At 71.4% G+C, this 20,050-nt stretch carries 20 protein-coding genes; 12 read left to right on the forward strand and 8 right to left on the reverse strand.

The window, feature by feature from the left end:
- The coding region (locus tag ADK52_RS20275; RefSeq protein WP_053691254.1) for a TetR family transcriptional regulator at positions 1 to 575 on the reverse strand (575 nt) is incomplete at its 3' end.
- A gap of 98 nt (positions 576 to 673) precedes the next feature.
- Here ADK52_RS20275 and ADK52_RS20280 point away from each other — a divergent pair.
- From ADK52_RS20280 to ADK52_RS20300, 5 genes are all read left to right on the forward strand, one after another.
- Positions 674 to 1,657: an aldo/keto reductase gene (locus ADK52_RS20280; RefSeq protein WP_053691255.1), complete on the forward strand. Its 984-nt coding sequence runs from the start codon at positions 674 to 676 to the stop codon at positions 1,655 to 1,657.
- A gap of 448 nt (positions 1,658 to 2,105) precedes the next feature.
- A complete protein-coding gene (locus ADK52_RS20285) occupies positions 2,106 to 2,369 on the forward strand; it encodes a hypothetical protein (RefSeq protein WP_053691256.1) in 264 nt (87 codons plus the stop codon).
- A 264-nt stretch (positions 2,370 to 2,633) separates the two neighbouring features.
- Positions 2,634 to 3,467, forward strand: a complete 834-nt coding sequence (locus tag ADK52_RS20290; protein WP_053691257.1) for a PIG-L family deacetylase — start codon at positions 2,634 to 2,636, stop codon at positions 3,465 to 3,467.
- A 359-nt stretch (positions 3,468 to 3,826) separates the two neighbouring features.
- A complete protein-coding gene (locus ADK52_RS20295; protein WP_053691258.1) occupies positions 3,827 to 4,264 on the forward strand; it encodes a glutaredoxin domain-containing protein in 438 nt (145 codons plus the stop codon).
- A gap of 291 nt (positions 4,265 to 4,555) precedes the next feature.
- The gene (locus tag ADK52_RS20300) at positions 4,556 to 4,894 is read left to right on the forward strand and encodes a hypothetical protein (protein ID WP_234344077.1); all 339 of its coding nucleotides are present in this window, start codon (positions 4,556 to 4,558) and stop codon (positions 4,892 to 4,894) included.
- A gap of 86 nt (positions 4,895 to 4,980) precedes the next feature.
- Here the strand turns inward: ADK52_RS20300 and ADK52_RS20305 are convergent, their stop codons facing one another.
- The 5 genes from ADK52_RS20305 to ADK52_RS20325 form a co-directional block, all read right to left on the reverse strand.
- Entirely contained in the window at positions 4,981 to 5,913 is a 933-nt protein-coding gene (locus ADK52_RS20305; RefSeq protein ID WP_078988476.1) for a carbohydrate ABC transporter permease, read from the reverse strand.
- Entirely contained in the window at positions 5,910 to 7,241 is a 1,332-nt protein-coding gene (locus ADK52_RS20310) for a carbohydrate ABC transporter permease (RefSeq protein ID WP_053691260.1), read from the reverse strand. The genes ADK52_RS20305 and ADK52_RS20310 overlap by 4 nt, the downstream gene beginning before the upstream one ends.
- A 10-nt stretch (positions 7,242 to 7,251) precedes the next feature.
- The gene (locus ADK52_RS20315; protein WP_053691312.1) at positions 7,252 to 8,583 is read right to left on the reverse strand and encodes an ABC transporter substrate-binding protein; all 1,332 of its coding nucleotides are present in this window, start codon (positions 8,581 to 8,583) and stop codon (positions 7,252 to 7,254) included.
- 101 nt (positions 8,584 to 8,684) lie between these two features.
- Positions 8,685 to 10,367 carry a glycoside hydrolase family 13 protein gene (locus ADK52_RS20320; protein ID WP_078988477.1) on the reverse strand — a complete coding sequence of 561 codons (1,683 nt, stop codon included), beginning with the start codon at positions 10,365 to 10,367 and terminating at the stop codon, positions 8,685 to 8,687.
- 212 nt (positions 10,368 to 10,579) lie between these two features.
- Positions 10,580 to 11,848, reverse strand: a complete 1,269-nt coding sequence (locus ADK52_RS20325; RefSeq protein ID WP_053691261.1) for an ABC transporter substrate-binding protein — start codon at positions 11,846 to 11,848, stop codon at positions 10,580 to 10,582.
- A 169-nt stretch (positions 11,849 to 12,017) separates the two neighbouring features.
- Between ADK52_RS20325 and ADK52_RS20330 the strand changes: the two genes are divergently transcribed.
- The 5 genes from ADK52_RS20330 (at position 12,018) to ADK52_RS43835 (ending at position 16,878) form a co-directional block, all read left to right on the forward strand.
- Entirely contained in the window at positions 12,018 to 12,524 is a 507-nt protein-coding gene (locus tag ADK52_RS20330) for a PadR family transcriptional regulator (RefSeq protein WP_053691262.1), read from the forward strand.
- Positions 12,521 to 13,288: an ABC transporter ATP-binding protein gene (locus tag ADK52_RS20335; RefSeq protein ID WP_053691263.1), complete on the forward strand. Its 768-nt coding sequence runs from the start codon at positions 12,521 to 12,523 to the stop codon at positions 13,286 to 13,288. The genes ADK52_RS20330 and ADK52_RS20335 overlap by 4 nt, the downstream gene beginning before the upstream one ends.
- Before the next feature lie 2 nt (positions 13,289 to 13,290).
- On the forward strand, positions 13,291 to 15,630 hold the full coding sequence (locus ADK52_RS20340; protein ID WP_053691264.1) for an ABC transporter permease: 2,340 nt from the start codon (positions 13,291 to 13,293) through the stop codon (positions 15,628 to 15,630).
- Positions 15,631 to 15,890: 260 nt separating this feature from the next.
- Positions 15,891 to 16,559 carry an RNA polymerase sigma factor gene (locus ADK52_RS20345; protein ID WP_053691265.1) on the forward strand — a complete coding sequence of 223 codons (669 nt, stop codon included), beginning with the start codon at positions 15,891 to 15,893 and terminating at the stop codon, positions 16,557 to 16,559.
- Positions 16,549 to 16,878: a hypothetical protein gene (locus ADK52_RS43835; RefSeq protein ID WP_234344080.1), complete on the forward strand. Its 330-nt coding sequence runs from the start codon at positions 16,549 to 16,551 to the stop codon at positions 16,876 to 16,878. Before ADK52_RS20345 ends, ADK52_RS43835 begins: the two co-directional genes overlap by 11 nt.
- A 23-nt stretch (positions 16,879 to 16,901) precedes the next feature.
- Here the strand turns inward: ADK52_RS43835 and ADK52_RS20355 are convergent, their stop codons facing one another.
- Both ADK52_RS20355 and ADK52_RS20360 read right to left on the reverse strand, forming a co-directional pair.
- On the reverse strand, positions 16,902 to 17,489 hold the full coding sequence (locus ADK52_RS20355; RefSeq protein WP_324615931.1) for a CBS domain-containing protein: 588 nt from the start codon (positions 17,487 to 17,489) through the stop codon (positions 16,902 to 16,904).
- Entirely contained in the window at positions 17,429 to 18,091 is a 663-nt protein-coding gene (locus tag ADK52_RS20360) for an MBL fold metallo-hydrolase (protein ID WP_324615932.1), read from the reverse strand. Before ADK52_RS20360 ends, ADK52_RS20355 begins: the two co-directional genes overlap by 61 nt.
- A 175-nt stretch (positions 18,092 to 18,266) precedes the next feature.
- Between ADK52_RS20360 and ADK52_RS20365 the strand changes: the two genes are divergently transcribed.
- Positions 18,267 to 19,340, forward strand: coding sequence for a zinc-dependent alcohol dehydrogenase family protein (locus ADK52_RS20365; protein WP_053691266.1), 1,074 nt, complete (start codon positions 18,267 to 18,269; stop codon positions 19,338 to 19,340).
- 5 nt (positions 19,341 to 19,345) lie between these two features.
- Positions 19,346 to 20,029, forward strand: coding sequence for a helix-turn-helix domain-containing protein (locus tag ADK52_RS20370; RefSeq protein WP_053691267.1), 684 nt, complete (start codon positions 19,346 to 19,348; stop codon positions 20,027 to 20,029).
- Positions 20,030 to 20,050: the final 21 nt, after the last annotated feature.

Raw genomic sequence — 20,050 nt, forward strand, 5'->3', positions numbered from 1 at the left:
CGGCGCGGAGCCGTGGTGCGGCGTACGGCTTCGATGACCGCCGCGCGGTGGCGGGCGAGCCGCTCGGCCTCCCAGCCGGTGCCCGAATCGCCCGCCGCCGGGCCGCCCACCGCGCCGAACCAGGCCTGGGACAGGCCCAACACCAGCGTCAGGACGTCGGCCGGGTCCATCGCGGCGTCGACGTACCCCGCCTTCTGCGCCTCTTCCACCACCGCGATCTTGCCGCGGTACGACGCCGACTCCGTGTCCGTGGCTCCGGGCCGTTCCAGCTGCTTCCACACCACGAGCCGCATGAGGGACGGCTGTGCGACGAGGTGGTCGAAGACGGCGCCCGCGTAGCCGGGCAGGTCCTCGGCGTTGAAGGGGACCGACTCCGCGCCGGTCTCCAGCGCTCGCTGGAGCACGGCGTCGAAGAGCTGCTCCTTGTTGCCGTAGTAGACGTAGATGAGCCGCTTGTTCGCCTGCGCGGCCTCGGCGATGCGGTCGACGCGCGCGCCGGCGATGCCGTACGCGGCGAACTCGGAGAACGCCGCGTCGAGCAGGCGTGCCTTGGTCGCGCTGGAATCCCGTGCCATGGGAGAAGCCTAGCAAGTAACTATCTGGTTATTGACATGCGGCGCGGAGGGGGTGCATAGTCAAACTATCCAGTTAGTTACTTACGGAGGAGTACGTCATGGAAATCCGCGCACTGGGCGGTCAGGGCCTTGAGGTCGGCGCCGAGGGCCTCGGCCTGATGGGGATGAGCGCCCACTACGGAGCCACCGACGAGACCGAGTCCCTCGCCACCATCGACCGCGCCCTGGAGCTGGGCGTCACCCTGCTCGACACCGCCGAGGGTTACGGCCCCTTCCTGAACGAGCAGCTCCTCGGCAAGGCCCTCGCCGGGCGCCGCGACGCCGCCGTCGTCGCCACCAAGACGGGTGTCGAGTTCACCGACGAGGGTGCGTTCCGCGGGTACAACGGGACCCCCGAGTACATCCGCCGCTCGGCCGACCGCTCCCTCCGTCACCTCGGCACCGACCACATCGACCTGTACTACCTGCACCGCGTCGACCCGAACGTCCCGATCGAGGAGAGCGTCGGCGCCCTGGCCGAGCTCGTCGCCGCCGGCAAGGTCCGCCACATCGGCCTGTGCGAGGCCGCGCCTGCCACCATTGCCCGCGCCCACGCCGTGCACCCGCTCGCCGCCGTGCAGACCGAGTACAGCCTCTTCGAGCGCGGCATCGAGCACGACGGCGTCCTCGACACCCTGCGCGAGCTCGGCATCGGGCTCGTCGCGTACTCGCCGCTCGGCCGGGGCTTCCTGTCGGGTGCGATCACCACCCCGGACGATTTCGCGGCGGACGACTTCCGCCGTACGGACCCCCGCTTCCAGGGCGAGAACTTCGGCCGCAACCTGGCCGTCGTCGAGCAGGTGCGCCGCCTCGCCGCGGAGAAGGGCGTCACCCCCTCGCAGCTGGCCCTCGCCTGGACGCTGCGCCAGGGCGCCGTGCCGATCCCGGGCACCAAGCGCCGCCGGTACCTGGAGGAGAACATCGCCGCCACGGCGGTGACGATCACGGACGCGGAGCTGGCCGCCATCGACGCCGTGGCCCCGCACGGAGTGGTCTCGGGCGACCGCTACGCCCCGGAGCTGATGCAGTCCCTGAACGGGTGAGCACCCGGCCCGGGACCAGGCCGGCCCCGTACCCGCCCGGTGCGGCCGGGCGGGTACGCCGCTGAGGAACGGAAATCGAGCCGCACGGCAGTCGGCGCGGCAGTGCCGGGCGGCTCCGACCGTGACGGAGCGGAGCCGCACGGAACAGGAGGGGGCGGGTCGGTGATTCCCGGGGCGCGCCCGAGGTGGAGCCGGTGAGCGGCCCGGGGGCGGCGTGCGGCGGAAAACCCGGCGGGCCGCCGGGACCGCCGAGGCTGCTCGGGCCGACGGCGCCGGGCCGACGGCGCCGGGGCGGCGGCTCCAGGTGCGCGCCGAGTGAGTCGGACACCGTAACTCATGATCTTGTCTTGCGTTGGTCCTCGTGGGGCGCGGGAATCGGAACTGGGCGCGGTGCCCGTAGCCGCCGCCACCCACTGCCCGGTCCGTACCGCCGTCATGGAGAAACATCGTGCGTCTGCGTTGGTCCATCCCGCTGCCTGGTCCGCTGTCCGTGGCGGGCTCCATCCCCCTCACCTCGGGCCGCAGCCGCGGCAGCAGCGGCGGCCTCGGCCTCCTTGCCGGCGCGATCAAACTGTGTGCCTACGTACTGGTAGCCGAGGCATGGCTCGTGTGGTGGTACTTCAAGATCTGGTACGTCCTGGGTGTCCTCGCGCACCGGAAGATCACCGGTCGGCCCACCCCGATCTGGCGTTCCCGCGGCGGCTGGTGGTAGTTCGGCGACGAGGAGCCGCTGGGCGGCGCGCTTAGCCGGTCCCGGCCCTGACGCTGCTGCGAGACTCACCCCGCTCCGGTGCCCGCCCCGTGTGCCGGGAACATCCGGTCCGGCCCGCACGGTTGCATCGACCGAGGGACCGGCGCCGCACGGGGGAACACGCAGACCACGAGGTCGTTCGCCCCGCCAGGATCAGGTCCCCAAGATCGCGGTACGCCCGCCGCACACTTGGACCAAGACGTATTCCTGCAGGAGGACTGTTTCATGACTGACCGGCCCTTGACGCTCATGGCAGTACACGCCCACCCGGACGACGAGGCCACCGGAACCGGAGGGGTCCTCGCGCGGTACGCGGCGGAAGGCATCCGCACGGTTCTCGTGACGTGTACCGACGGCGGTTGCGGTGATGGACCGGGCGGTGTCAAGCCGGGCGATCCCGGGCACGATTCGGCGGCGGTCGCCTTGATGCGCCGTCAAGAACTCGAGGCGAGCTGTGACGTCCTGAAGATCAGCGATCTGGAGATGCTGGACTATGGCGACTCCGGGATGGCGGGCTGGCCGAGCAACGACGCTCCCGGATCCTTCTGGCAGACCCCCGTCCAGGAAGGCGCGGCCAGACTCGCGGAACTCATGCGGCACTACCGACCCGATGTGGTCGTCACGTACGACGAGAACGGCTTCTACGGCCACCCCGACCACATCCAGGCCCACCGCATCACGATGGCGGCGCTGGAGATGACCGAGCTGGCACCGAAGGTGTACTGGACCACGATGCCCCGCTCGATGATGCAGCGCTTCGGCGAGATCATGCGCGAGTTCCATGAGGACCTGCCGGAGCCGGATCCTGCCGAGGCCGCCGCGATGGCCGAGATCGGCCTCCCCGACGATGAGATCACCACGTGGGTGGACACCACCGCCTTCAGCGGTCAGAAGTTCGACGCGTTGGCCGCGCACGCCAGTCAGGGCGAGAACATCTTCTTCCTCAGGATGGGCAAGAAGAGGTTCGGCGAGTTGATGGGCATGGAGACCTTCGTACGTGTCCAGGACACCACCGGCGCGGCCATACCGGAGAACGATCTCTTCGCCGGTCTGCGCTGATCAGGCAGCCCGTCGGCCCCGATGCTGCGCCCGATCGGCCACGCAGGCGGCTCGGGACGCGGCCGCCGCCGCGCGGGCAGGTGGCCCAGGGTGCGCGGCCGGGGCAGGTCGGGCGGCAGCACGGACGCGGGTTCAACCCGTCCTGCGCCTGCCGCACGACCTTGCGCGCCCCGCACGAGGTCGATACCCCGCCCCGTAACGGCGTGTCGGGGCGTGGCTGCTCCGCACTGTTCCTGCAATGCAGCCGGCAGGGGTGGCGGGGCCCCGCGGGTTGAGACCGGCCGCTGATGCTGACGGGTGGCGTCGCGCGCCAGGGCTGTCGATCATCAGAACGCGTTCCACCGATAACCTGCGACATCATGATGCGCGCTTGGATCTTGCCGACGTTGCTTTTGGCCTGCGGCTCACTCGTTGCGGCCGTGCTGGCCGTCAGGGGGTCCCTCGCCGCCGCCACGGCGCTGCTGCTGTTCTTCGTCCTGCTCGCAGGGCTGCACTCGCCGCTGGCGTTCCCCCGCTCGGTCGGCGCGGTGGAGGCGCAACGCCGCAGCGCGGTCGACGGCCGCCCGGTGGTCTACTGGCGGGCGGGCTGCAAGTACTGCCTGCGCCTGCGGATCCGGCTGGGCCGCAGCGCGCGCCGGCTGCACTGGGTCGACATCTGGCGCGACCCCGTGGGAGCGGCGGTGGTGAGGGAGGCGAACGGTGGCGACGAGACCGTCCCGACGGTCGTGGTGGCAGGCCGGCCGCACGTCAACCCCGATCCCGCATGGTTGCGCAGAGAACTGACCTCATCCCTCTGATCCGACGCCGTTCGGCGCCTCTCGAACCCTCTCTACGGTGTCGTTCGGCAGAACCTGCCTGCCTGGGAGAGCTACAGCAGGAGGCCTTGGCGCTGTGAAAGGCGATCCCGACTGCTTGCGACTCGACGGCGGCGTTGGCCCTCAGCTCCGGGCCCGGGCCCGGGCCCGAGCCCGAGCCCGGAGCCGGTGCCCATGCCGGTGCCGATGCCTGGGCATGATGAGTACGAAGACCGGCCGGCCCTGAGTACGCCCGCGCAGGCGAACCGGCGTCGGAGGCGATTGGCTGTACCCATGTACGAGACAACCCCCGCCCCCGCCCCGTCCACCGACCGCGCCGCCGAGGCCCCTTTCACCGACAGGGTGTTGATGTGGGTCACTGCCCTGTCGGTGGCCCTGATCCCGGTGGCCGTTCTCTTCGGTGGCCTGGCCCAGATGGCCGCGGAAGTCCACCCTCGTACCGCGGCGGTCGTCATGGCCGGCTGGTGGGCGTCCTGGACGGCCACCCCGCTGCTCGCGTTGGCCTTCCGGTTGTCCCTGCGACACCCCGCACTGGCCCCGGCGGGACGCTGGGCGGGGTGGATCGCGCCGGTCCCGCCGACGCTCACCATCCTGCTGGTGCTCGGCCTGTAGACGGCGGGCCCTGCAAGCAGTGCTCGACGCGGGCCCGGACGCGTCGGTGTTCGGCGTCGTCCTCCTCCTGGCCGCCCCGCGGGGCGTCATTTCACCGAGCCCGCCATCACGCCCTGGACGAAGTGCCGCTGGAAGGCGAAGAAGACGATCAGAGGCACCACCAGGGACAGGAACGCACCCGGCGCGAGGACCCCGATGTTGCTTCCGAACTGCCGCATCTGGGACTGGAGGGCGACCGTGAGGGGCTGGGACTCGCTGTCCGCGAAGAGCAGCGCCACGAGCATGTCGTTCCAGACCCACAGGAACTGGAAGATGGCCAGGCTGGCGATGGCCGGGCGGCCGAGCGGCAGCACGAGCCGGGAGAAGATCCGCCATTCGGTGCCGCCGTCCATCCGGGCGGCTTCCAGCATTTCGCGCGGGATCTCGGCGAAGTAGTTGCGCAGCAGGAAGATCGCGAACGGCAGCCCGTAGGCCACGTGGAAGAGGACGACTCCCGGGATGGTGCCGAACAGGCCCACCGCACCGAAGAGTTTGGCCACGGGCAACAGCCCGATCTGCACGGGTACGACCAGCAGACCGACGACCACGAGGAAGATGCCGTCCCGGCCGGGGAATTCCAGCCACGCGAAGGCGTATCCGGCGAGTGCCGCGATGCCGACCACCAGGAGGGTGGTGGGCAGCGAGATCAGGACGGTGTTCCCGAAGGCCGCCGCGATGCCGGAATCCTTCAGCAGGGCGCTGTAGTTGTCCAGGGAGAGCTGGGACGGGTCGGTGAGCGCGTTCCACCAGCCGTCGGAGGCGTTGTCCCGTTCGGAGCGCATCGAGGACAGGAACAGACCGGCCAGCGGAGTGATCCATACCAGGGCGACGAAGAGCAGCAGCGCCTGGACGGCCGATCGGCTCAGCAGGCGTGACAGCCGGCCCTTGCGGGGCGGCTTGGGCCTGGAGGTGGCGGGGGCGGGCGGGATCTCGGTCGTACGCCGTGGTGCCCGGCGCTCGATGGTGCCGTGACTGCTCATGCCGCACTCCTTCGGAAGCGCCGGATGTTGAAGACCATCGCCGGGACGACCAGCAGGAGGAGCACCACGCTGAGGGCGCTTCCGAGTCCCTGGTTGTTGCCGCCGCCGAAGGAGACCAGCCACATGCGGGTGGCCAGTACGTTCGCTTCTTCCTGCACGGGTCCGGGCGCGATGATGTAGACGAGGTCGAAGACCTTCATCACGTTGATCACCAGCGTGACGAAGACGACGGTGAGTACCGGCGCGAGCAGCGGCACGGTGATCTTGCGGAAGATCTGGCCCTCGGTGGCACCGTCCATCCGCGCGGCCTCCAGCGCGTCGCGCGGGATGGCGGCGAGCCCGGCCCCGATCAGCACCATGGCGAAGCCGGTCCACACCCAGAGGTAGGCGCCGATGATGGCCGGCGTCACCAGGGCCGGGCCCAGCCAGTTCACTCCTTGGTACGGGGCCGTGAAATTGGCCGCGGGCAGGCGCAGGACGTACTCGCCGTCGGCCAGCCCGGTGAAGCGGAAGGAGCCGTCGGCGGCGGAGGTGGCGGTCGCGGCCGTCCGGCCGTCCCGTACGGCCTCGACCGTCATGCCGGGCAGGCCCTTCTCGCCCCGGTCCACCTCGCCCGGCCTGCCGGAGCCGCCAGGGGCGAAGTCGAGGTAGACGACGCCCCCGATGCCGTCGGGGCCGGGCGCCGCAGCGGCAGCGGGCTTCGCCCCTGCGGGCACCGCGTCGGGGGCAACGCCGACGAGGCCGAGGTTGACGGAGCCGCCGGGACGCGTCGCTTTCGCGGTGCTGTAGGGGCCGCCCGCGCTCCCCGTCAGGGCCTGGCCCTCGCGGATACGGGCCGTCGGATATGCGGATGTGTCCTCGAAGGTGTCGTGGACACCGACGACGACCGCGTTGAGCACGCCCCGGCCGGGATCCTGCTCGTAGGCGAGCCGGAAGACGATGCCCGCGGCGAGGAAGGAGACGGCCATCGGCAGGAAGAGCGTCAGCTTGAACGCGGTCGCCCAGCGCACCTTCTCGGTGAGCACGGCGAGCATCAGTCCGAGTCCGGTCAGCAGGGTCGGGGCCACGACGACCCATATCGCGCTGTTGCGGATCGCTTTGAGCGTGGCCGGATCGTGGACGATCGCCACGTAGTTCCCGGCTCCGACGAAGCGGTCGCCGCTGGCGTCGAAGAGGCTGCGGCAGAAGGAGAAGACGACCGGGTAGACGACCAGCGCGCCGAGCAGGAGCAGGGCGGGCAGTACGAAGACGACCGCGAGGCGGCGTTTCCTGTTGTGGGCCCGGCGCCGGGGATCGGCCGCGGCGCGGGCGGTCAGGGTGTCAGCCATGGGGGCCGCCTCAGTTCCCGTACGCCTTGGCGGCTTCGGCCTCGAGCTTCGCGGCCGTGCCCTGCGGATCCGAAGGATCGCGCAGGAAGTCCTGGAGGAGCTTCCACTCGCCCGCGCCCTTGGTGCCGCCGAAGGCCGCCGGGGCCTGGTCCGACATGTCGAAGCGGACCGAGTTGCCCGCCTCGACGAGCGACCGGGCGGTGCTGCGGGTGGTGTCGTCGCCGTACGCGCCGAAGTCGACCTTGGTGTTCGGGGACAGGAAGCCGCCCGCGCCGGCCCAGACCTCAGCGGCCTCGGGGCCGGCGAGGAATTCGAGCAGCCTCATACCCGCCTTGCCGTTCTTCCCCGACTTGAGGACGACGGCCGCGTCCCCGCCGCTGACGACGGGTGCCTTGCCTCCGTCGACCGCGGGGAACGGGAAGAACTTGGCGTCCTGCCCCGGCTTCTTGCCGAACTGGTCCTTGGCGACGCCGCCGACGAAGTCACCCTCATAGACCATGCCGGCCTTGGGCGCGGGCCCGAATACCTGCTCGACCGAGGAGGGGAAGTCGGTGCGCAGCGCCGTCTCGGCTCCGCCGGCGACGAGTTGCTTGTCCTTGAACAGTTCGCCGAGGGTGGTGAGGGCCTTCACCACGCTGTCGTCGGTCCACGGGAGCTTGTGCTGGGCGAGTCGGTCGTACTTCTCCGGCCCTGCCTGGGAGAGGTAGACGTTCTCGAACCAGTCGGTGAGGGTCCAGCCGTCCTCGCCGGCCACGGCGAAGGCGGGGCGGCCGGAGTCGGCGAGGGCACGGCCGGCCTTCAACAGGTCGGCGTAGCTCTTGGGCTCGTCGACTCCGGCCTGGGTGAAGGCGTCGGGGGCGTACCAGACGGTGGACTTGTGGGCGGCCTTGAAGTAGAGGCCGTAGTACGTGCCGTCGACGGTTCCGTAGTCCTTCCAGACCGGGGAGAGGGTGGAGCCGGCCGTCCGGGCCGCCTCCTCGGACAGGGGCTGGAGCCAGCCCGCTTTCGCGAACTGCTGGAGCACGCCCACCTGGGGGATCATCACCACGTCGGGAGCGTTGCCGCCCTCGATCTTGCTTCCGACGAACGTGGAGACGTTGTCGCCGGAGGGGACGAAGACCGCCTTGGCGCCGGTCTTCTCGGTGAAGGCTTCCAGGACCTTCTTGAAGTTCTTCTGTTCGCTGCCCGTCCAGACACCCGCCACGGTCACGGTCTGGCCGCTGAGTTCGCCGCCGCTCGCGGGTGCGGCGGTGCCGCCGCAGGCGGTGGCTCCGAGAGCGAGGGCGAGGGCTGCCGACGCGGTGGCGGCTGTCCGTCGAGTGGTCTTGCTGGGTCGTCGCATGGTGGGGTCCTTCTCTTCGAGGGGGTCGGTCCGGAACTGCGGAGTCGCATCCGGCATCACCGCAAGGGGAGTTGCGTCGGCACAGGGGATACCGCGCGGGTTCAGGGAGCGGGGCACTCCGACGTCCACCAGGCGGCCGTGGCCGCCGGGAGCACTCCGTCCGGGCAAGGTGCGCTGGCGAGCAGCGGGGTCCCTGCGACGGGGGCGGGCACCGCCTCCGTGCCGAAGTTGACCGCGCAGACCAAGCCGTCGCCCCGGACGATGGCCAGCACCTGTGGGGGCGTTTCCAGCCAGCGCAGGGTGCCGTCGCCGAGCTGCGGCAGGCTGCGCCGCAGCTGGAGGCCCTCGCGGTAGAGGTGCCAGAAGGAGCGGGTGTCGGCCAGGGCGCGGTCAGTGGCGTGCTCGGCGAACCACTCCGGTTGCGGCAGCCACGGCTTGGCGCCGGCCTCAGCCTGGCTGAAGCCGAACGGGGAGGCGTGGCCCGACCAGGGCAGTGGCACCCGGCAGCCGTCCCGGACCCGCTTGCGGCTGCCGGTGCGGTGCCAGATCGGGTCGGTCAGCACCTCGTCGGGCAGGTCGAGGACCTCGGGCAGGCCGAGCTCCTCCCCCTGGTAGACGTAGGCCGCTCCGGGCAGGGCGAGCATCAGCAGGGCGGCGGCGCGGGCGCGGGCGGCTCCCAGTCCGCTGCCTTCCACGCCGGGCTCGCCCGCGTAGCGGGTGACGGTGCGGACCTGATCGTGGTTGTTGAGCACCCAGGTGACGGTGGAGCCGGTGCCGGCGATGTCGCGCATCGCCACGGTGATCGTCGAACGGAAGGCATCGGCGTCCCAGGGGGCGCTGAGCAGGTCGAAGAAGAACGCCTGGTGCAGTCGGTCGGGCCGGACGTACTCGGCGTGTTCGCGCGCCGTCGGTACGGACACCTCTCCGACCAGCAGCCGCGTGCGGCCGTCCCGGGCCGAGTACTCCTCGCACACCGTGCGCCAGCGGCGCCACACGCCGTGGACCTCGGGCTGGTTCCAGGCGAGTTGGTTGACGGAGTCGCGTGCCCGCTCGTCGGCCCCGGGGTCGTCCGAGTCGGGCAGGTCGGGGTGCTTGAACAGCCCGGCGGCGACGTCGATGCGGAAGCCGTCGACACCGCGGTCCAGCCAGAAGCGCAGTACCCGCTCGAACTCGACGCCCACGGCCGGGTCGCGCCAGTTCCAGTCCGGCTGCTCGGGCGTGAACAGGTGCAGGTACCACTCTCCGGGAGTGCCGTCGGGCCCGGTGGTCCGGCTCCAGGCGGGGCCTCCGAACATGGCGCGCCAGTTGTTGGGCGGCTGCGTTCCCTCCGGGCCGCGGCCGGGTGCGAAGTGGAAACGGGAGCGCAGGGGGCTGCCGGGCTCTGCGGCGAGCGCCTCGCGGAACCACGGGTGCTCGCTGGAGCAGTGGTTGGGGACGATGTCGAGCAGCAACTTCAGGCCGAGGCGGTGGGCGTCGGCCACCAGCCGGTCGAACTCGTCGAGGTCGCCGTACACGGGGTCGACACCGCAGTAGTCGGCCACGTCGTAGCCGTGGTCGTGCTGCGGCGACGGGTAGAAGGGGCTGAGCCAGATGCCGTCGACACCGAGCTTCCTGAGGTAGGGAAGTCCGGCGCGTACGCCGGCCAGGTCGCCGATGCCGTCCCCGGTGCTGTCGAGGAAGCTGCGGACGTAGACCTGGTAGATCACCGCGTCGCGCCACCAGGAGTCGGGCGTGGTGGCGCTGGGGGAGGGGTGGCCGGTGCCGGCCGGAAGGGTGCTGAGCATCTCGCGTCGACCTGTTTCTGCTGAATGCGAGAGCGCCCTGGATCAGGTGCGCTGTTATGCATGCATGTTAAGTAGCAGCGACTGGAAGGTGTCAACGATGTGTCCAGAAACAGCGAGAAGCTGGGGTGGTTTGTCCCCAAGTGAGGAGATGCACGAAGAAGCGCGCCTACTTAACATGTAAGTAGACGCGCTGAAGGAGGGTTCGTGTGGGATCAGTCGGTGCGGGAAACGCCGCCGAGTTCGCGCGCAAGCCGCGCCACCGCCTGGTCAGGCGTCTCGCGCCGCGCCATCAGGTCCTGCGCCACGGCCTGTACGGCCAGGCTCACCTGGTCGTAGCAGGCACTCTTGGGGCGCGGCACCGCCGCCAGCACGCTCTGGCGGAGCGTGGACAGGTAGGGATAGGCGCGCATCAGCTCGGGGTCCTCGTAGAGCGCGGCGCGCACCGGGGGGAGCGAGCCCTCGGTCAGCACCTTCCGCTGGACCCGTTCGCTCGTGAGGTAGGAGATCAGATCGGCCGCCGAGGCCGGATGGCGGGAACGGCTGCTGACGGCCAGGTTGGAGCCGCCCAGCACACTGCTGCCGGGCCCGTCGGGTCCGGGCAGCGGCACGACGCCGAACCTCCCCGCGACCTTCGACTCCGGCGCGCTCGCGTCCGCGTACACGTAGGGCCAGTTCCGCAGGAAGAGCAGACGGCCCTCCTGGAACGCCTGCCGGGACTCCTCCTCCTTGTAGCCGAGGGCATCCCGGGAGATCCAGCCGTCCCGAACGCCGTCCGCGAGGAACCGCAGCCCGGCGCGTGCCGCGGCGGAGTCGACCGTTACGCGGGCGCCGTCGTCGCCCAGGATCGAACCGCCCGCCGAGTGGACGGCTTCGGTGACGTTGACGGTGAGCCCCTCGTACGGCAGGAACTGGCCGGCGTACCCGTCCAGTCCGTGCTTCGGGGCGATCGTGCTCGCCTGGCGGACCAGATCGGCCCAGGTGCGCGGTGGTCGTTCGCCTTCCTCGTCCAGCACGTCCTTGCGGTAGTAGAGCAGTCCCGCGTTGGTGACGTACGGGACCGCGTACAGCCTGCCGTCGAAGGTGGCGGTGTCGACCACCGGCCGCAGGAACGCGTCCAGGGGGAAGCGGCTGCGGTCGAGCGGGGAGATCCATCCGGCCGCGGCGAACTCGGACGTCCAGGCGACGTCGATGTTCAGCACGTCGAAGCGGTTGCTGCCCGATCGCAGTTCGCTGATCATCTGGGCGCGGGTCTCGTCGGCCGAGTCGGGCAGTTCGACGAGCGTGACGGGCTCGCGGGGATGCCCGGCGTTCCAGTCGTCGAGAAGCGGGGCGAGGTAGCCGGTCAGGTCGCCCGCCGTGACGAGGGTCATGGGGCCGCGGCCATCGGAGGCGAGGCCCTCGCGGGCGCCGAACCCGGAGTACCCCGCGAGCACCACCGCCACGACCAGGAGAGCCCTACCCGCGGCACGCATCCACCGCATAGGTTCCTCCCGGTGCACGATCCGGCTGCGCCGCCGACCATCGGGGCTTATATATACCCGTTAGGCATGGGCGATACTAGACGCGTCCCGGCAGACGGGCAGGACGGCGGCGCCAGCCGGCCGCTGCCGGGTGAACAGGTGACTACCGAGCGGGAGGGAGGAGGAGCGAGTGCGGCTGCCGCTCCTGGCACTCCTCACCCGTGGCCCCGCCCATGGTTACGAGCTGAAGCAGGACCTTGAGAAGCTCTTGGGCGCCGCGTACCCTCAGCCCAACGTCGGCCAGATCTACGTCACCCTCGGCCGGCTGGAGAAGAGCGGCCTGATCGAAGGCGAGGACGTCGAGCAGTCGGGCCGGCCGAACAAGCGCACGTACAGGCTGACCGATGCCGGACGAGAGGCCGTACTGGCCTGGTTCGACGACACCGCCGAGGAGCCCCGGGTACGGGACGAGTTCTTCATGAAACTCGCCCTCGCGCCCCAGTCGGGTCTGGCCGACCCTGTCGCGTTGATCAACAAGCAGCGGCGGCAATACCTCAATACGATGCGGGACCTGTCGAAGCTGGCCGCGGCCGAGGACCGCGAAAACAAGATCTCCCAACTGCTGATCGAGGGTGCCATGCTGCATCTGCAGGCCGACCTCGACTGGCTGGAACGCTGTCAGGAGGAGCTGGAATGAGCGAGGACGCCGCGACCGCTCCTGCCACGCCCATCGTGCGGGCCGAGGGCCTGACCAAGACGCATCACGGCGAGGGCACGCCGGTGCACGCCGTACGCGGGGTGGACCTGACCGTCCAGCCCGGCGAGTTCGTCGCGGTGACCGGGCCGTCGGGAGCCGGAAAGTCCACGCTGCTGCATCTGATCGGCGGACTCCAGCGGCCCGACGGCGGGAAGCTGTGGATCGGCGGAGAGCGCGTCGACGCGTACCGGGAGGCCCGCTGGGCGGTGCTCCGCCGCCGCAGCATCGGAGTCGTCTTCCAGTTCTTCAACCTGGTCTCCAACCTCACCGTCGCCGACAACGTCGAACTGCCCGCCCTGCTCGCCGGCGCCTCCCCGAAGTCCGCGCGCCAGTCCCGTGCCGAACTGCTCGCCGAACTGGGCCTCGAAGGTCGCGAACGCTCGATGCCCGGCGAACTCTCGGGCGGCGAACAGCAGCGGGTGGCGCTCGCCCGCGCCCTGGTCAACCATCCCGCGCTGTTGCTCGCCGACGAGCCGGCCGGCAGCCTCGACAGCAAGGGCACCCGGGAGGTGCTGCGGCTGCTCTCCCGCTTCCACCAGCGCGGCCAGACGATCATGATGGTCACCCATGACGCCCGGATGGCCAGCGCCGCCGACCGCGTCATCAGCTTTTTCGACGGCCGCATCGCCGACGACGCCCAGCTCGGTGACGGACGCCGCGGGCCGGCCGGCGGCGTGTCCCGCGTACTCGAACTGAAGGAGTGAGCGTGCGGGCCACTCTGCGCTGGGCGCACGCCGACTTCCGCGCGCACCGCGGGGAAGCCCTCTTCGTCGTCCTGACCAGCGCCGGGATCATCGCTTCGCTCCTGCTCGCCGGCGCGATGTTCAGCTATGCCGCGAACCCGTGGCAGCGGATCTTCAACCAGTCTCAGGGCGCGCACATCTGGCTGCACACCCGTGCCGGGGCCGCTGACGTGGACGCCCTGGGCCGGCTGGACGGGGTCGCGGCCCTCTCCGGGCCCTACCGCACGGCGGCGACGACGGTCGAATCGCGCGGCACGCGGGCCGGGGTGACACTGCGAGCGACTTCGGTGCAGCCCCCCGAGACCGGACGGCCGCTCCTCACCGCGGGCAGCTGGCTCGCCGCGGCCGACAGCGGGGCCGGGGCCGGGGGCGGGATCGGGGCCGTCGTGCTGGAGAATTCCGTCGCGCGGGCGCTGTGGGCGGAGCCGGGCGAGACGGTGCGGGTCACCGGACCGGACGGCGTCCCGCACGAACTGCGGGTGGCCGGCATCGCCGAGGTGGCCGAGCCCCGCTACCAACCGGGCGGCGCACCGGGCATCGGCTGGGTGCTTCCCCCCGCCCTCGACACGATCGCCCCCTCGGACACCGGGCAGAGCGTCGGGCTGCGCCTCAAAGATCCGGAAGACACCGACTTCATGGTCCAGCGCGCCGTGACCGTCCTGGGTGCCGACCGGGTCGCCCAGGTCACGAAGTGGCAGCAGGCCCGGGCGGAGGCGGGCGGTGACGACAGGCTCCTCGGGCAGATGTTCGCCGTGTTCGGTCTCGGTGCGCTGGTAGCGGCCGCAATGGCTGCTTCCGGAGCGATCGGTACGCGCGTTCGCGGCCAGCTTCGCGACATAGCCGTCCTCAAGGCCATCGGTTTCACCCCCGCCCAAGTGGCCCGCGGCTTCCTCGTACAGCATCTGGCCTTCGCGCTGATCGGGGTGGCCCTCGGCACGACGGCGATCGCCCTGGTGGGCGCCCGGATACCGGGCCGGGTCGGGGAAGCGGCAGCGGTCTGGCAGGACCTGCCCGGCCACGCGGCGCTCATGACCGGCGTCCCCTGCGGCGCGGTGCTGCTGATCGCGGCCGCCACGGGCATCGCGGCGTGGCGGGCCGGGCGGGTTCCGCCGGTGCCCGCGGCCCGCGCGGCGTTGCCGACCGCCGCGCCGATGACCGCCCTGGGCAGGCGGGCGCTGGGGATACGGGTGCCTGCCGCCCTGGTGCTCGGGTGGCGCGCGGCGTTCCCGCGACGCGGCCGGACGCTGGCATCGGTGGGCCGGCTGGCCCTGCCGCTCGTGCTGATCACGGTCGCGCTCGTCGCGTGGTCGACGCTGGACCAGTTCCGCAGCCGGCCCGCGCAGATGGGGCTGCCCGCGGCCCTGACCGTACGGGCCGAACGGCCTGCCGGGCAGTCGGACACGGAGCTGGAGAAGACCCTGGCGGCGATCCCGGACATCGCCGCGGTCCATCCCGGCGCGGAGATGGCCGCCCTGGTGCCGGGGCAGACCGGCACCATCACGCTCCGCGGGCTGGGTACGACCGCACACCCGTACCCCTCTGCGGTGGTGGAGGGGCGGGCGGTCGGCGGCCCGGACGAGGCCGTGGCCGGGCAGGGGCTGCTGGACCTCCTCGGCGTACGGGTCGGCGACTGGGTACGCATGACCGTCGAGGGACGTCCGCAGATACTGCACCTCGTCGGCCGGACCATCGAGCCGGATTCCGGAGGCCGCGTCATCACCACCACCATGGACGCGCTGCGCGAGCGCGATCCCCAGCTGCGGCCCCACTTCCACGCCTTGGTGCTGCGCAGGGGTGCGGACCCTCGGGCCGTGAGGAACACGCTCGCCGAGGCGGCCGGGGGAACGCTGGAGGTCCGGGAGACGCCCAATCCGGCAGACGGGCTGGAACCGGCACGCGGAGTGATCGCCGCCCTGATCGCGGTACTGGCGCTGATCGGCCTGATCGAGCTGCTGACGCTGATCGGTGCGGGGGTGCGCGACCGGGGCCGGGACCTCCTCGCACTCAAGGCCATGGGCCTGACGCCCCGGCAGATCGGCTCGATGATCGTGACGGCCGCCGGACTGACCGCGTTGGTTTCCGTCGTGGTCGGAACGGTGGTGGGCGCGGTGTCCGGCAGCTGGCTCGTGGACGCGCAAGGAGCATCGAGCGGGATCGGCGCCGGAATCGCCCAGCTGCCATCGCCGCCGGTGCTGCTGACGGTGATCGTCGGAGCGGTGCTGGGTGCGGTACTGGCGGCGGTCCTGCCCGCCACCCGGACTGCGCGGCGCCGGCTGGCGGACTCGCTGAGCGAGACGCTCTGAGCCCGCGGAAGGTCCCTCGCCCATGAGGTCACCACATCTGCCGGCACTCCGCAGGCCCTGAACGCTGCCGGGCCCAAACATTTCTCGGCGCGGGGCGAATCCTTCCGCGCCCACCGTGCCTCTCATAGGTGTGCGGACGACCGCGTCCGCCCCGCACCCCACCGGGAGGACCCACATGACCACCGTCGTCATTGCCGCGGCCGCGGCGCTGCTGCTGTGCGCGTGCACCGTCACGCTGCTGCGTCGCCGGAGGGGGAAGCGTGGCTGACCGCACCTGGCCCGGCGCCACCTTGGTCTCCGCGGCGCAGCACGGCGACGTGGAGGCGCTCACCGCTCTGGTGTACGACTCGTACCCGCACGTGCGCCGCTTCGCGCACACGCTGTGCGCCACACCCCAGGACGCCGAGGACGCCGCCCAGGAAGCGCTGATCATCCTCTACCGCAAGATCGGCACGCTGCGGGCCTCCGGGGCCCTGGCGTCGTGGATGTTCCGGATCGTCCGCAACGAATGCCTGCGCCGCACCCGCGACCTGCTCCCCCGGGGAGCGGCCTCCCCGAGCCGCGGCGGACCCGGCCGCCACGACGGACCGGGCCGGTACCACGGACCCGGCCGCCACGACGGGCCGGGCCGGTACGAGTCGCCGGACGACTACGACGCGTCCGCCGGAACCGCGCGGTCCGCCGAGGAGGACGTCCTGCTGCGCCTGGAAGCCGAGCGTGTCGGAGCCGCCCTCGCCGCCCTTCCCGCCGACCAGCGACGGGTGCTGGTCATGCGGGACATCCAAGGCCTGCCCGGCCGCACCGTCGCGGACCGGCTCCAGCTGAGCACCGCCGCGATGAAATCCCGCCTCCACCGCGCCCGTTCGGCGCTGCGCGAGGCGCTGCGCGAAGAACGGGCCTGCACGAGGGGAGACGACGATGACACCTGACCCGAGCACGACGACGAGCACCGCCCGGCCCGGTTCCCCGCCCGGCGCCGCCGGTACCGGCGCGCCGAAACGCGGCGGCTTCGCCAGCGCCACCGTCCCGCGCCATCTGGCCCGCGGAGCCGTCGGGTTCGGCGCGCTCGTAGGATCGCTGGCCCTGCTGCCGCTCGCCGGTCCGGCGAGCCTGCTGCTCGCCCCGGTCGGCCTGGTCGCCCTGCGCGGCTGCCCGATGTGCTGGGCGATCGGCCTCGCGGAGACCGTCTCGGCCGGGCGGCTGCGCCGCTCCTGCACCAACGGGAGCTGCGAACTGCGGCGCGCCTAGGGGTGTCTTTGGAACGGGCCGGATCAGGCCGCGGGGTCAGCAGGTCGCCTCGGCTGACCACGCCTACGAGGCGGCGGCCGGTGGGGACTGACCGGTCCTGTCGCCGAGGCGGTCTGCGGTGATGCGGGGACGAGCCGGCAGTGGACGTCGACGGTGCCTTCGACGGAGTGGGTGAGGCGTTCGGCCAGAGGGATCAGGTTGCCGTCCCTGACCTCCCCGGTCAGGGTGGCGATCCCTCGGGACACCGTGACCTTGACGGCCTTGTGGGAAAGCGGGAAGAGGCGCTCGACGACGCTCTGGCGGATCTCGGCGGTCAGCTCGTCGTCGGAACGGAGGAAGACCTTCAGGTGGTCGGAGCGGCTGACGATGCCCTTGAGGGTTTCGTTGGAGTCGACCACCGGGAGCCGCTTGATGTGCCGGTCGGCCATGAGGCGGGCGGCCTGGGGGAGCGTGGCGTCGGGGTGGACGGTGACGGCGGGGGCGGTCATCAGTTGCTCCGCGCGGACCGAGCCGGCCTTGGCCGTGTCGCCGAGGCGTCGCAACTGCTCGATCATGCCGGGGCGGTGCTCGTGGAATTCTTCCTTGGGGAGCAGGTCGGCCTCGGAGACCACGCCGACGACACGGGCTTCGCCCTCGATGACTGCGACGGCGCTGACCTTCCACCGGTCAGGTGGGCCCATGCCGAGCCCAGGATGTGACCACCGTGGTGAAGGGTGAGCCTCGTGCCGCCCATGATCTTGACCTCGCTGCCCACCGGTACGGGGTCGAAGAACTTCACCGCGTGGTCGACGTCGTCATCGTCGTAGAGCGGCTTGGCGGGACGGTGCTTGGACCAGCCGTGCCGGTTGGCGTGCTCGGCAGCCTCCATCTGGAGGCGGGCGCTGTCTCGGAGGACGATCTCGGCGAGACGGGCCGTGGCGGCGGTGGCCAGGATGGGACCGCGGAAGCCGTGCCGGACCAGCCGGGGCAGGTAGCCGCAGTGGTCCAGATGGGCATGCGTGACGACGACCGCGTGGATGTCGCGGGCATCGCAGGCGAGCTTGTCCCAGTTGCGCCGGCGCAGGTCAGCGACACCCTGGAAGAGCCCGCAGTCGACGAGGACCCGGGCGTGGTCGCTCTCGACGAGGAACTTGCTGCCGGTGACCGTCCGGACACCGCCGAGGAATCTCAGCAGCGCCGGACGGGAGGCGGGAGGCGGGGCCGGCTGGGACATGGCGGCGGCCCTCCTTTCGGGACGGGTGCCGGATACCACCGTCGCACCCACCACGCCGCGGCAGGGAGACCCCACAGGGCCCCTTGGAGGGGGCCGACCGGCCCATGTGGGACGGAGGCCTGTGGGCACAGCCTGGCGGTGACCCCTTCCCGCGCAGCACAGAGAGGCCGCAGTCATGAAGGCACTCGTCTTCCAAGGGCCCGGGCAGACCTCGTGGCAGGACGTCCCGGACCCCGCGATCAAAGACGCCGCCGACGCGATCATCAGGGTCGACGCCGTCACCATCTGCGGCACCGACCTGCACATCATCAAGGGCGACGTCCCCGAGGTGACACCCGGCCGGATCCTCGGGCACGAGGCCGTCGGGACCGTGGTCGAGACCGGCGGCGACGTCCGCAGCGTCCGCCCCGGCGACCGTGTCCTGATCTCCTGCATCTCCGCCTGCGGTCGCTGCCGCTTCTGCCGCGAGGGTCGTTACGGCCAGTGCCGCGGGGGCGGTGGCTGGGTCCTGGGGCACACCATCGACGGCACCCAGGCCGAATACGTACGCGTCCCCTTCGCCGACCTCTCCGTCTATCCGCTGCCCAGTGCCCTGGCCGGCCACGACGCGGTCCTGCTCGCGGACATCTTCCCGACCTCCTACGAAGTGGGCGTCCTCAACGGCCACGTGCGCCCCGGAGACACCGTCGTCGTGGTCGGAGCGGGCCCCATCGGCCTGGCCGCGATCGCCACCGCCCAGCTCTACAGCCCCGGGCGCATCGTCGCCGTCGACCTCGCCGCCTCCCGGCTCGCCGCAGCGCGTGACCTCGGTGCCGACGCCACCGCGAGCGCGCAGGAAGAGCCCGAGCGGCTGGTCGAGGACCTGACCGAGGGGCTGGGCGCCGACGTGGTCATCGAGGCGGTCGGCGTCCCGGAGTCGTTCGAGCTGTGCACCCGGATGGTCCGCCCCGGCGGACGCGTGGCCAACATCGGCGTGCACGGCAAACCGGCCGTCCTCCACCTCGAAGACCTGTGGATCAAGGACGTCACCATCACCACGGGCCTCGTCGACACCCACTCCACCCCCATGCTGCTGCGCATGATGGCCGCGGGCCGCCTCCCCGGGGCCGCGATGGTCACCCACCGCTTCGAGCTGGACCAGATGGAAGAGGCCTACGACGTCTTCTCCCGCGCCGGCGAAACCGGCGCCCTCAAGGTCGTGCTCGGCGGACCGCAGCACAGCGCGGTCACCGTGCCGCAGGAAGCGTGAGTGCCATGAAGAGCATTCCGGGCACCCAGCCGCAACAGTCCGGCGAGACGGCCGGACGCACCGACCTCGGCCGCCGCCTGGCAGTCCGCCGGAACGCACTCGGCCTGAGCCGCGAGCAACTCGGCCAGAAGTGCGGAGCCGACGCGAACTACATCGCCTATCTGGAGGACCACGCCGCATCCCCGGCCATCAGCACCCTCCTCCGCATCGCCGACGCGCTCGGCGTCACCGTCGAAGACCTGACCGGGGCGAGCGCCGAACGCGTACCCGGCGGGTCCACCGCCCGGCGCGACAGTTCGCTCGTACCGCTGGACGAGGCCGAATGCCGACGGCTCCTTGCCACTCACGGTGTGGGTCGCATCGCGGTCTTCCTCCCGGACGGCCCGGCTGTGCTCCCGGTCAACTACCTGGTCGCGGGATCCGACATCGCCTTCCGGACCGCTGAGGGAGCGACAGCCGCCAGAGCAGCGGGGACCGAGGCCGCCTTCGAGATCGACAACATCGACGACGTCACCGCAAGCGGATGGAGCGTCCTGGCCGTGGGCGAACTGGCGCCCGTCGCCGACGCGGAAGACCTCCACCACCTGAACGCCACGGCCCGGTCCCACCCGTGGGCCGGCGGCGCCCGGGCGCACTGGATGAAGCTCACCCCGGTCCGGCTCACCGGCCGCCGTGTGGTGCACGAGTGATGGACGAGGTGGGCGCGGTCG

Source organism: Streptomyces sp. WM6372, assembly GCF_001279655.1.
Taxonomy (GTDB): domain Bacteria; phylum Actinomycetota; class Actinomycetes; order Streptomycetales; family Streptomycetaceae; genus Streptomyces.

Bases quoted from the DNA above. Each gene is read 5' to 3' on its own strand.
- ADK52_RS20325 (WP_053691261.1), bottom strand. From the start codon at position 11,848: ATGCGGTGGATGCGTGCCGCGGGTAGGGCTCTCCTGGTCGTGGCGGTG.
- ADK52_RS20320 (WP_078988477.1), bottom strand. From the start codon at position 10,367: ATGCTCAGCACCCTTCCGGCCGGCACCGGCCACCCCTCCCCCAGCGCC.
- ADK52_RS20315 (WP_053691312.1), bottom strand. From the start codon at position 8,583: ATGCGACGACCCAGCAAGACCACTCGACGGACAGCCGCCACCGCGTCG.
- ADK52_RS20300 (WP_234344077.1), top strand. From the start codon at position 4,556: ATGTACGAGACAACCCCCGCCCCCGCCCCGTCCACCGACCGCGCCGCC.
- ADK52_RS20295 (WP_053691258.1), top strand. From the start codon at position 3,827: ATGATGCGCGCTTGGATCTTGCCGACGTTGCTTTTGGCCTGCGGCTCA.
- ADK52_RS20280 (WP_053691255.1), top strand. From the start codon at position 674: ATGGAAATCCGCGCACTGGGCGGTCAGGGCCTTGAGGTCGGCGCCGAG.
- ADK52_RS20365 (WP_053691266.1), top strand. From the start codon at position 18,267: ATGAAGGCACTCGTCTTCCAAGGGCCCGGGCAGACCTCGTGGCAGGAC.
- ADK52_RS20310 (WP_053691260.1), bottom strand. From the start codon at position 7,241: ATGGCTGACACCCTGACCGCCCGCGCCGCGGCCGATCCCCGGCGCCGG.
- ADK52_RS20335 (WP_053691263.1), top strand. From the start codon at position 12,521: ATGAGCGAGGACGCCGCGACCGCTCCTGCCACGCCCATCGTGCGGGCC.
- ADK52_RS43835 (WP_234344080.1), top strand. From the start codon at position 16,549: ATGACACCTGACCCGAGCACGACGACGAGCACCGCCCGGCCCGGTTCC.
- ADK52_RS20290 (WP_053691257.1), top strand. From the start codon at position 2,634: ATGACTGACCGGCCCTTGACGCTCATGGCAGTACACGCCCACCCGGAC.
- ADK52_RS20370 (WP_053691267.1), top strand. From the start codon at position 19,346: ATGAAGAGCATTCCGGGCACCCAGCCGCAACAGTCCGGCGAGACGGCC.
- ADK52_RS20305 (WP_078988476.1), bottom strand. From the start codon at position 5,913: ATGAGCAGTCACGGCACCATCGAGCGCCGGGCACCACGGCGTACGACC.
- ADK52_RS20360 (WP_324615932.1), bottom strand. From the start codon at position 18,091: ATGTCCCAGCCGGCCCCGCCTCCCGCCTCCCGTCCGGCGCTGCTGAGA.